Annotated in this window: 13 protein-coding genes; all 13 read right to left on the bottom strand. The window is 55.9% G+C overall.

What is annotated here, in order from left to right:
* Positions 1-43: 43 nt before the first annotated feature.
* Complete coding sequence (locus HMCN_RS0115450) at positions 44-223, bottom strand: hypothetical protein (RefSeq protein WP_238552202.1); 180 nt, start codon at positions 221-223, stop codon at positions 44-46.
* Between the two features lie 60 nt (positions 224-283).
* Positions 284-526, bottom strand: a complete 243-nt coding sequence (locus HMCN_RS0115445; RefSeq protein ID WP_025918224.1) for a hypothetical protein — start codon at positions 524-526, stop codon at positions 284-286.
* A 12-nt stretch (positions 527-538) separates the two neighbouring features.
* A complete protein-coding gene (locus tag HMCN_RS0115440; protein WP_025918223.1) occupies positions 539-835 on the bottom strand; it encodes a hypothetical protein in 297 nt (98 codons plus the stop codon).
* Positions 836-976: 141 nt separating this feature from the next.
* Positions 977-1,486: a hypothetical protein gene (locus HMCN_RS0115435; RefSeq protein WP_025918222.1), complete on the bottom strand. Its 510-nt coding sequence runs from the start codon at positions 1,484-1,486 to the stop codon at positions 977-979.
* Positions 1,483-1,971, bottom strand: coding sequence for a glycoside hydrolase family 19 protein (locus HMCN_RS0115430; protein WP_238552200.1), 489 nt, complete (start codon positions 1,969-1,971; stop codon positions 1,483-1,485). The genes HMCN_RS0115435 and HMCN_RS0115430 overlap by 4 nt, the downstream gene beginning before the upstream one ends.
* A gap of 157 nt (positions 1,972-2,128) precedes the next feature.
* Positions 2,129-2,476, bottom strand: a complete 348-nt coding sequence (locus HMCN_RS0115425; RefSeq protein ID WP_025918220.1) for a hypothetical protein — start codon at positions 2,474-2,476, stop codon at positions 2,129-2,131.
* A 12-nt stretch (positions 2,477-2,488) separates the two neighbouring features.
* Entirely contained in the window at positions 2,489-2,929 is a 441-nt protein-coding gene (locus HMCN_RS0115420; protein WP_025918219.1) for a hypothetical protein, read from the bottom strand.
* Positions 2,926-3,204, bottom strand: coding sequence for a hypothetical protein (locus tag HMCN_RS0115415; RefSeq protein WP_155837600.1), 279 nt, complete (start codon positions 3,202-3,204; stop codon positions 2,926-2,928). Before HMCN_RS0115415 ends, HMCN_RS0115420 begins: the two co-directional genes overlap by 4 nt.
* A 32-nt stretch (positions 3,205-3,236) precedes the next feature.
* Positions 3,237-4,481, bottom strand: a complete 1,245-nt coding sequence (locus tag HMCN_RS0115410) for a hypothetical protein (RefSeq protein ID WP_025918216.1) — start codon at positions 4,479-4,481, stop codon at positions 3,237-3,239.
* Entirely contained in the window at positions 4,478-5,071 is a 594-nt protein-coding gene (locus HMCN_RS0115405) for a hypothetical protein (protein WP_155837599.1), read from the bottom strand. The genes HMCN_RS0115410 and HMCN_RS0115405 overlap by 4 nt, the downstream gene beginning before the upstream one ends.
* On the bottom strand, positions 5,072-5,992 hold the full coding sequence (locus HMCN_RS18390; RefSeq protein ID WP_025918214.1) for a hypothetical protein: 921 nt from the start codon (positions 5,990-5,992) through the stop codon (positions 5,072-5,074).
* Positions 5,989-10,911, bottom strand: a complete 4,923-nt coding sequence (locus HMCN_RS0115395) for a phage tail tape measure protein (RefSeq protein WP_025918213.1) — start codon at positions 10,909-10,911, stop codon at positions 5,989-5,991. The genes HMCN_RS18390 and HMCN_RS0115395 overlap by 4 nt, the downstream gene beginning before the upstream one ends.
* Positions 10,911-11,368 (bottom strand): HK97-gp10 family putative phage morphogenesis protein (locus HMCN_RS18385; RefSeq protein WP_155837598.1); only part of this gene is annotated, 458 nt, incomplete at its 5' end. The genes HMCN_RS0115395 and HMCN_RS18385, both read right to left, overlap by 1 nt.

Here is an 11,368-nt window from a genome sequence, read left to right as displayed (position 1 = left end):
ACCCCTTCTATTTTGGGGTACCCGTAATACGCGGTTGACGGCGTTATTTTGTGTTGCGCTGCAATGCGAAATTCGGATGCTGCCCAGCAAGTAGCAACAACAATTCCCACTCGCCAACCGACAGCGATCGGCCGCTGAGCCCGGCATCCTCTTTTTTCTGCCAGCCGGTCAGCGAGTAGCCGAATCGCTCGGCGCATGCGCGCTGTGTCAGTCCGGCGTCCATGCGTGCTTGTCGAATTTGCGCAGGCGTCGGGACGTTTGGAATACTAAAAGGCATTGTCCCTCATTTACCGTAGTGATAGGCGGCTATTTTCAGTGCGGCATTTTCCGATTTTGGAACGGCCGTCCATACCTCTTCCCACATGCTATGGCACTGCCCGCGAGTATCGATGTCAACGCCATCCAACATCAATGCCTCTGTCGTTTTTCCCTCTCCCCGACCATAAACAATGCGCGCCTTCCCTGCCGCAACGGCTTCGATTATTTGATCTTTTTGCACTTCCGTTCCGTCATTAAGCAAGTACATGATTTTTCCCTTTTAAAAAGCGATGTTGTTAGCAGTTAAAAAAGCAGACAATTTTGCGATGTTTTCTTGGGTAATTTCTTTTCCGAAAGCATCTTGCATCGCGTCAACCTTGGCGATATCAGCGTTTAGTCGAGCAACCAGTGCCTCTGCTGTTTGCGGCAGGCTGGTAAACATATATTTCTTTACTGTTTTTGGTGCGGCTACAGCAGCGACCTGGTGTTGTGGAGCATCAAAATAACCAGACTCATTTTGCAATACTTCGTAAGCTGTCTGAGTCTTTTTTGTTGCGAATTTTGTGAGTAAGGTCATTTTAGTTTCCGCTGATTTTGATTTTCGTTGCCGCATCCAATAATTATATTATATACCCATTTGGGAGTAGTGCAAGAGATATTTTTACTATTTTATTTATGCGGCGCACAAAACAAAATCAACCACGTATTACGGATAGCCCTATTTTGAAATTTCCGCATAGCATCCACTGATTCGCATCGATTCCTGAAGAGCGCGCGCTGTCGCCGTCACTTCGTCGGCATCTCGTGCGAGTTTCCGAAGATCGTGCTCAATCTCGATTGGAAGCTCAACGGCTGCGGCAGCGGTCGCATCAGCTCCACCGGCACGGTCGGCCTGGCTGGCTGCGGCAACGCTATTACAGACGGCGCTGGCGATGCGCAGGCGGCCAGCAGGATACTCGTAAGCAGCGCGGATAGCCGCCAGTTCGGTTTGATGTCCATTTATCACCTTTCGTTTGTCGATTTCCTGCTGCTGTTCAAGGCGGGTATTGTTTTCCATCGCTTGCAACGTGGCTTTTTGTTCGGCCGTGACGCGCTGCGCCTCTTTGGCCTGCCACGTTGCGCGCTCGGATTTCGCACCCACCAGATCGCCGCGCCAGTAGCCGGTGCCGAACAGCAGGCCGTGCGATAGCAGCAGTGCCAGCCATAGGCGCGGGTCGAGGATGCTCATGCCAGCACCTCGGACGCCACCTTGAATAGCGCGAGCCGGTCGGCCAAGCCATTCGTGCCGCCATTGATGCGCCGCGTCACCCTGGTTTGATCGCCAGCATCTGCCAATTCATTGAGCCCGTGCGAGCGCCAGAACCATGCTGCCGACCGGCATGCCAGCACCGGAGACTCAAGCAGCTGCGGATTGGCAACTAGGTCATACCCAAGCGCATCCCCGCAGGCCTTGTAATTCGCCCTGCCGGTGATCTGGATCAGGCCGCGCCCCTTGTACCGGATGCCGTCGCCCGGCTCCGTGTTGCCCAAATCCTTGCGCCCTTCATACGCGGCGCCCGATGCCAGTTCGCACACGTAGCGCAGTTGGCCGGATTCATGCCCCACCTGCGCCAGAAACGATGCTTGCCGGCCCTTGGTGCTGATATTGAATTCCATCATTGCGGCGTTCAGCGGTTCCGCAAATGTATCGATGCGCGATTTTGCATACGGCATGATTTTCAGTAGATCAGTTTTATTCATAGCAGATTCACCAATGCCAAAATGCCAATCAAGGAGAGCGCCAGCGTTCCAGCCGTACGCGTATGGAGCCTGGGATTCAGCACGCACCATACGCACACAGCCAGAACCCCACCGGATACCCACTGCCCTATCATTTGTCGCCCCCCAGGTAGCGCCGCTTGAGCGCCCCGATCAGGTCGGCGCTGTTAATTTCCGCGAACAGTTCACGGCAGGTTGCCAGCGCGAACAGCCCTACCAGGAATTCCACGCCGGAATGGACGCGCTGGCCGCCGATGCTGAACAAATCGATTAAAGCCGGGGCGATATACACCGCGCAGGCAAATCCGATTGCAAAGGAAATGATCTTTTGCGAAAAGCTCAGATCTTCACCGAGAAATCTCAGTGATACTGCGGCTCCCGCTGCGCCCGGCAAATACGCCAGTGCCGCCTTGATGATTGCGGAAAATAATGCTGCTGCTGTTGATATTGGCTCTGCCATGCTGCTCCTTTGTTACCCCGGAGCTAACCGGGTGATGTGGTTTTGATGTGATGCGACGGAATGCAGGATTGCCGGGCTGTAGCGCCACGGCTCCGGATAGCCCAGCGCGTCGGCGATGCTTTCTGCGCATGACCATTTGTCGCGGCCATCCGGTACGCAGCCGATGACGAATCCGAGATTGCCAATCAGGTCATAGGCGCGGCCTTCATGCGCGGCGAACCATTGCCGTACCGCGTTTTCGTCGCCGGCAATCTCGACAAAATCCCAATGCTCCGGATCAAATTCGATGCGCTTGAAGCGCACCCCGCCGTCAATGAACGAGGACGATGCGGCCATGCCGTCGCTGAAAATGATTTCGGCATGGCTGTAGTGGCTGCGCGTCCACCAGCGCACTGCGCGGCTGTAGATGCCGGCCAGCCCTGGGCGGGTTGATTTATAGAAGGCGATCCTCATCCGTGGAATTCTTCGATCGGCTGCACCGGTTCCAGCAGAACAGCATCAGATTCTTCCTGCGTCAATCGGATTTCAACGGGCCATGCAGCCAACATCAGCGCATTGACAGGATCAATCACATCCTGTCGCGCAATATCGATATAGGTCGCCAGATCAAAATCCTCGAAAAAATCTGCAAGGTCGATATTGGTTGCCGATGCCGCACGTGCGGCTTTCCATTTCGATGCGGGAAAGCGTTTTTTGAACGCAAGTCGCGTGAGCCGGGTATTGGCCACAGCGACAGGCTGGAGTGTGATTATTCCGTCCATTATTTGATCCTCACGAATTGGCCTGCGGCTTGCTGTGATTGCTGCCCGATGTAGTCGGGTGTTATCAGTGAAGGGCCGATGTCTACCAATGACTGAATGTTGCCTGAATGGTTTTCTATCCAGCGCCCGTTTGCGTAGGAAATTGTGCGTGAAGTACCATTGCCAGCCTTGCCGCTGTAGGCTTGAAAAGCGCTCCACGTAGCTCCGTGGTCGAGGCTGACCGCTAGTATGTTGCGGACATTTGGGGTTCCGCCTTGTTGAAGCACAACGGTTCCAGCACCATCGGTTGTCAGCTCCATTGATCCGACGCCGACGGCCTGCGCCCACGATATTGCGCCAGACTGAGGGACGTTGCTGGAAATATCCAGTGCAGTGCCTCGTGCTACGTAATTGATACCGTCAGTTGATGTCAAGATCCGTCCGGTACTCGTCACCAGCACATGCGCAGTACCGTCAAACACGCCGTCCAGAATGGCTTCGCCTGCGGCGAACGTAACCCCAGATGCCGCTGTCCGATCAGTCCAAGCACCGCCGACTGCGGCGCAGGTAGCGATTTTCCCAGCAGTAGCAGTAGCACTCGTCCCGACCGCAACGAATACCCCTGTACCGTAGTTCAGCGCATTCACGGAGGTCATGGTAGCTGCCAGCCCGGTAGTTCCGACAGTCCATGCTCCAGAAGGGTTTGCATTGTTGATGTACGCCTGTTCACCAGCAATATTATTAACCGCGGATAGTGACAGCCAACTGTTATTCCCAAAAGCAACGGCCTTTGGAATCGGGAGCGTTGTGAACGTTCCCCCCACTGCCGCGAACGCGCTTCCGTTAGAGGTGTACTGGAGCGCCGTATTCGCGTTAGCGTACGGAACTACCAGATGGGCAGTTCCGTTCACAGCGCACCGTTTAACTGGCGCACAGAAGACCGCACTAAGCGAGCTTAGGGAGTTTAAAGCAGCCCCGTAGGCAAACATGGAAGTAGTGACGCCTATGTAGCTCCCGCCAATGTAATAGTAGCGGGGCGACGGTGCGCTGTTATCGGCGATCACACCGTAAGTCTTGGCATCATTCCCAAATACCCGCAGTTGCGGTGCGGCAGCGATCGCAACTGCATAGCTGGCATCGTAGGCTTTTATTGAGCCTGCCCGGAGAAATTCTTGCCCGTTGGAGGTGAAACTAACTGGAGCATCGAGAGCTAGGGTACTGGAGCCAATTGGGATGCCTCCACCGAACAGTTGCGAATCTTTCATTTAATTGCCCACCCTTTCGTTGTGTTTATGTACGTCCATAACCTTGTGGCATTCTTGGTGTCTCCGATGTAGTCCTCCGCCAGGAACATGATGTTCTTGCCATTGCGGGTGACCGTCACCGGGTTGACGTTCCATGTACCTGCATGGTCAGTCATAACGATCCAGTCGCCCACGTTCGGGGCCGCTGGCGTTGCCACAGCGAAGGGCCCGCCTGACGTGTCAATTTCATACGATTTGTTCGCAGTAAGCGTTGTTGCCCCGGTGATGATATTGGTGACACCCTCCGTCTTGAGAATCTGTCCCGCGTTCGGCAGCGGCGGCAGGCCGGCTGCTGTTTGCGCTGCGAGTGCTGCGGCCTGAGCATTCGATTCACTTGTGGATGCGGTGTTTTTCGATGCCGTTGCGCTGGTTGCGCTGTCGAAGGCGATCACCGCATTGCTATAAACATTTGCAGCCAACGCACCGAATTCCACAACCGCTGTGGAAATCCAGGTGACAAACGCATCAAGGCGGTCAGAGAACGTTGTGCGGTCGCCACGTTGTGGTGCAGGCGTCGGTGCCGACGTCATGTTTGGTGGAGGTGTAGCCATTTATATGAGTCCTAAAACGTTGACGGAAAGCTGGCAGTCCTTGGGGAAGTCGTATGAGAGTTCGCCGCTGACAAGGCCGAATGCGCGCAGGCCGCCGTATTCCGGCAGGTCGGTACAGATCACTACGCAGGGAACATCGAGCAGCTCGGTGATTGTTTCGAGCACCGAATTGGCTTCTGACAGCGATAACATCGCGGTGGCACTGATGTCTTTTGCCTTTTTTCGGCGCACGATCTTGTTGTTGCCGTACTTGTCTATGTCAATGTAGCTGTAGCTTTTCGGCTTCGCCTTCGCGCCGTATTGCGTCGAACCCAATGGGCGCAGGTCTCCCAGTGCCATCATTCCGCATTTAACCGTCCCGCCAGTGAGCGTTACTGTGATTTCGGCGGCGTTGTATGGGTCGATTCCGCTCAGTAGCAGGTCGCGTTGTGGCTTAAACGGATCAAAGCACCATTCGTAGTAGTCATCTGGCGCGGAGCCTTCGAGCGGGCCTACCGCGCTGTAGATTACATTGCCCCCCGGCGCGTCCTTTACCGTGATTGTTGCGCCTGCTGCATCCAGCCCAGCCAGGTACAGGGAGTTAAAGAATCCAGGACGTATAACCACAGTGAGCGGCGATGCAACGACCGTCTGCGTCGAAACCTCTCCGTCGAACATGGCGCGCTGGTTGGTAGGACCAATATCCTGCCAGTGCGGCGTCGTCAGCAACGCAGAATCCTCGGGCAACGTCGCGTCTACCCCGGCGATAAGGTTGCGATAGATGCGGTGGGTCGTGCTGCGGCTCACCAAACTATCTACCGCGTAACTGGTGATTGCCGCCCATGCGGGCTCGCCGCTTGTCGCTGGCTCAGAAGCCGTGCTGCTGACGAGCATCGCATCCGTGATCTGGATTGGGGCCAGTATGCTTAGGTAGGCGCTCATGCTGCAACAATTCGGACAAGCGTCGGACCGCCGCCCGCGGTGGATCGGTCTAATATGTCCGCGCTCTGTTTTGTGTTGTCAGCGGTTTTGTCTGCTGCTTTTCTGAGCATTGCTACCTCCTCTTTCAATAAGTTGATCGCCACTACCAGTTCCGAGTTATCGCCACCGCCGCGCAGCGCCTGCCCCAACTGCTGCTGATTGAAAATGCGAGATGGGCCAGTTGACTCCACCTCCCACCCATGCTCGCCGACGATACGCAGCCCTCCTGTATGGTCGCCGCCGGCGGCGAATGCCGGCAACTTGATGCCGTATTGCTTTTCCCACACGGCGCGGATTTCCGGGATTCGTTTGGCGATATCGAGGACGGATTCAGTGCCTTTTAAATAGTAAATTGCACCGTTAGCCCCTGTGTATTGCGTGACATCGCCAGCCAGCCGTGTAAATGATCCGCCGCTCTCGTATCCTTGCTTGTCGCCCTCTTTCGATGATCCCCAGTATGGATTGGTAGACCAGCCAGCCTCAAGCTGCGCCAATCCAGCAGCCGCTTTTGTGGCGTCCTCCACAGTGCCGCCCTTGTAGCCCTTTTGCAGCATTTCGTATACATCAGCAGCGAACCCGGTCAGCGTGGTGTTCATTGCGTTCAGCGCCGTCACCGTGGCTGCCGTGTTTTGCACGATTAGATCCTGCGCGGACGCCAGCGCGTCGGTGGAGCCGAGCGTTTCAGTCAGCGAGTTTTCGATTTTGTAGCGGTCGCGCAGGTAATCTGCCATCGTTACCGACTTGCTTTCGGATGCAGTCAGGAATGCCTGTGCCGCGCCGGACAACTTGCCGGCGGAATCCGCATCGCCACCGCGCGCCAGCACGGTCAGCGACTGGAATTTCGCCAGAGAGGATGCGTAGCCGCCAGTCAGCTGCTCGGTGCCACCCCTGATTCCGTCCAGCGTGGAGCGGATCGTGCCGGCTATTGCGCGCCAGTTGTCGGCTGCGGTTTTGGCGGCAGAGTTGGCTGCCTGCGCGGCGGCCAGGTTGGCGTCTGTACCGTTGGCAACTGTTCCGAAAAACTTGTCCAGCGCAGCGCCGGCTTCGTCTGTCAGTCCCGCAGCTTGCTTTTTGCTGTCGATCGCGTTGAAATAGTTCTGCGCTGCTGCATTTGCCGATGCTTTCGCCAATTGATCGGCGGAACTGGACAGGGATGCGAACGCTCCGGACAGCCCCATCAATTGCGCATAGGCTTTCCGGCCGGCGTCCGTGCTCAGGTCCTGCGCCTCGATCTGCGCGCGCAGTGCCGCGTTATTGGCTGGCATCACAAAGCCGAGGTCGGCAAAGGTTTTCCCAAGCTGACGGGTGGCGATGTCAACTTTTTCCTGATCGCTGTAGAAGGACTGGAAATAGCCGGCAGAGACGGTTTTCATATTGTCCAGGCCGCCGAACAGATCGACCAGCTTGGATGCCGTGTCGCCGCCAGCAATCGACGTTTCAAGCAACTTGACATTGAGCGTATCGAACATGCCATTGACTGCGGACAGGCTAACGGAGAGGCGCTGCAATGCGGCAGAGTAGGTTTCGTTCTCTTTCAGGACGTAGCTGTAGTCCGGGCCAATAACGGCATTGGCGGACGCCGACCGGCCCTCAGCACGACCGTATTTATCGAAATGGTCCTGAGCGTCGCCGCTTTTCCAGTTTTTCGCGACATCGGGATTTTGCGCCATGTAATAGGCGCTATCCACCACGGCGGATTTACCTGAAATCATTTGATATGCAATGTCCTCGCCCATGCCGGCGAACAGGGCCGCAATGGCCTTGGCATCCTCTTCTGCCTTGCCGGTCAGCGCTACGCTGATTTTCTTGCTGTAGTTGGCAATGCTGCTGGCATCCAGCCCGAGCGATTTGGCGAAGTCGGACGATACCGATTTGATCGAGGCGAAACCGTCTGTAAATTGCTTTGTGGTGGCGCTATCTAGGGCGCTCGTGTCATGGCCGGATTTGTCGCTGCGGAACCAGCCGCCATCCTGCTGCCAGTTGACGAAGCTATTGCCGGCGAATCCACTGCTGCCGAAATTGCCTTCAATGCCACTTGATGTAGCCTTCTTGTCGCCCATGCCGAAGGCGCGATTAAGTACGCCCCCGATCAAGCCGCCGACTGCCGCCCCGATTGCCGTACCGATGACTGGCATGAATGATCCGACTGCCGCCCCGATTGCGGTTCCGGCATTGACCGTGGAATTGCTGCCGTACTGGCCCGAAATCATGCGGCCACCATAAACACCTATGGCAGCACCGGCAGCGACTCCAGCGGCTGTGCCGATGCCTTGCGCAAATCCGGATACCTGCATCGGCCCCTGCCCGATAAAACCGCCAGAGCCGCTAAAAAGATTCATCCCGCTCTGTACGCCGGAGGCCACAGAAGATGACATTCCAGCAAAGCCTGTGTTGATCGCGCTGTACGCGGAATTGACGCTACTCAGCATGGATACCGCGCCCATTGCGCTACCGCTGCCGTCTGCTGCTGATGCCATGCCGGATGCGCCGAATACGCCAAGCAGACTGCCTACCATCTTGACCACGAACGGCTGCGCAAACATTTTGTAAATCTGGTCGGCGACCGTGGTTTTGAAGGTGGTGACGAGCGAGGTTGTGAAGGATTTCCACGCGTTCTTACCGCCGTTGACCATATCGGCAAAGCCTTGCTGAAATACGTGGTCATACTGATCGATGGTCTTCTGCCATTCTTCAGCCTTCTTTTTAGCTGCGTCAGTCGCCGCTTGCTTGGTCGCTCCGTCCGTTTCTGCCGAGGACAGGTCGCGGTTAAGTTTGGCAGCGCGATCAAGGGCATCGGCATACTGGAGATAAGCATCATGCAGCGGCCCGGCATAGTTGGCCGCGATGCGAAGATTCGCTGCTAATTCCTCGTCGCTTGCCGCTGCAGCATCCAACTTGGAGGACTTCAGAGCGCCCAATTGCTCAACGGTCAGGCCGATTTCGTCGTTATGGTCCCGCTGCGCCTTGAGTTGATCTTCCAGCGTCTTGATTTCTTTCTGGCCGGATGCGGCAAGCTCGTCGGCCATCTTGATAGCCGATTTCTTGGCCTCGTTCGCCCTTTCATCTTGAATCAGCTTTTCTAGACCGGCAGCAAGCTCGATCTTTTGCATTTCTACGGACTTGCCTGCGGTGGCGATCAAGTTCAGTTTGTTGTCGCGCAGGTCGGTAGCGAACTTCGCGGCGAGCTTTTCGCCGTCCGTCAACGCATGGTCGCCAGCAATCTCCATTTCCTGCACGCTGATTTTTTCGTTGATGGCCTTCATCAGCTTTTCGTAGTCGGAAATCTCAGCCGCCACTTGTGCAGCCTTCTTTTCCTTAGCCGGGTCATCTGGTGTTTCCGGCTTGGCGATCCAGTCCCTGCCCTTTGGTTTTGCACTGCCTGCGCCTGCGCGGTCATCCATCGCCCATGCCTGACGCATGGCGGCAGAATTGGATCGTGCTTGCGCGACGATGTTGTCGCCAATACCGCCCAGGCGTGTTTTGGCATCAGTCCAGCCTTGGATAAGGGAATTTTTTGCCCCTGAAAAGTCACCGCTCAAGGCTTTCATTGCTGCCGACGCAAGCCCGCTAAGACCAGAACCGATTGCCTCAATGCTGCCAAGAATCGATTCAGCGACCATATACACTACGGTTTTCAGGCCATAGAACAGCGATGTGATGGTCGCCATCGAATACCGGAATGCGTTGACTGCGTAAGGCAGTCCGCCACTTAAGAACTCGGAAAGATCGGTCAAAACCGGCATAATCTGGTCGGCCCAGGCGCGGGAAAACCCTTGTGCCGTCAAGTCAGTTTCACGGTTGAAGGCGCGCATTGCATCTTCGTACCGCTTCACTGCCTCCTGGGTATCGCCACCTAACCCGAGGTTGTAATCGTCAAGACGCTCCTTGGCTTTGCCAAGTTCTGCGCTCGTTACCTTGGCTGCAGCAGCTACCTGAGCAGCCGTCCCGAGCCCCATTGCCGCCGCCGCCTGATTGCGATCCCATCCTTCGGTGTACTCGTTCAGCTTTTCATTGGCGTTGTGGATGATCTGTTCTGTGGTGCCGTATTTGACGCCAAGGCGGTCCATTTCTTCCGCATTGTTATGGATGGCCTCGCTCGCCTTCACGTAGACGGACGAGTAATCAGATTTTGAGACGCCAAGGTTTTCAAGTGCGGCTCCGGTTGCCATTGCATCTTGCGCCGTTACGTGGAGCGTATCTTGCAACTCCTTCACCTTGTCATTGACGGCGATCAGGGCGTCGATGCTGGCGCTTTTATAACTTTCTCCGGTGAATAGGCCGACTACAAAATCTGTCGCCTTATATGCCGCGTACAGGCCGGTAAAGACCGCTGCGGCCACGCCGGTTGCAAGCGCCAGGCCGATAATAACGAGCTTTGTTTCTATTGCGCTCTTGGCATCCTCTAAGAACGTTTTTGTCGCCACGGATGCCGCGCCAAAAGTTGCACCCATGCTTGCGGCAACGGTTTTCTGCATCTTCGTCAAATCAACGTCATTGAGCGAATCCAGCGCCTTTGCGGATTCGTCTGCGCTCTTTACGACAGCATTCCCGCTTGCGGCCATGCTCTGCTGTATCGACGCCGCAGCCTTCTCCATCGACTGCGAGGCCGCAAGAACGGACTCTGCAAGCTGATCGACGGAATCAGCCGACTTACCCATGCTGCCTGTCGTCGCATCGCGGGCCATATTCATCGAGCGCGACATCGATTGCATCGACTGTTCCGCGCCACGCGAGGCAACGGCCATCGAATCGCGCAGGCTATCGACAGCAGCCGATGATTTCCCCATCGAATCCTTGGCCGCGACCTGAACCTTGCCGAACTCGGAAACGGCAACATTGGCGTTGGCGTTGATGTTGGTATTCAGGGTGGCTAGGGACATTATTTGATTCCGGTGATGAGGTTAGACGCTGCGGCGATTGCTGCCTGCTCGGCTGCGGCTTTCGATGCTTCATAGGCCGGGCGCATGAACGGATGCGCGGCCATTTTTGAGGTGCCGTATTCGATCATCACGGCGTAGAATTCCGCGCCGCCCTTGGCCGAGTTCTCGACTTGGACGGCCGAAGATGCTTTATTTTTTCCAGTGGTGTCTTGCTGATTCAGGCTGGCTTTCAATGCGCCGCTCTTGACCGGCGCATGAGATTCAACAGCCTGCAAGATGACAGCGCCAGCCGCATCGGCCACTTGCTTCAGGTTCTCGCCAGATAGGCTGGCAACGTGCTGATTTATCGCATTATTGAAGTCGGTCAAGTCAATGCTCATGAAATCCCCAGGCAATAAAAAAGCCCACCGAAGCGAGCCTTGAAATGAAAAACCTACAGAAACTGGTTTTTTTTGGT

Source organism: Herminiimonas sp. CN (genome assembly GCF_000622895.1).
Classification (GTDB): Bacteria; Pseudomonadota; Gammaproteobacteria; order Burkholderiales; family Burkholderiaceae_D; genus AVCC01.
This window is presented reverse-complemented; position numbering and strand designations above follow the sequence as displayed.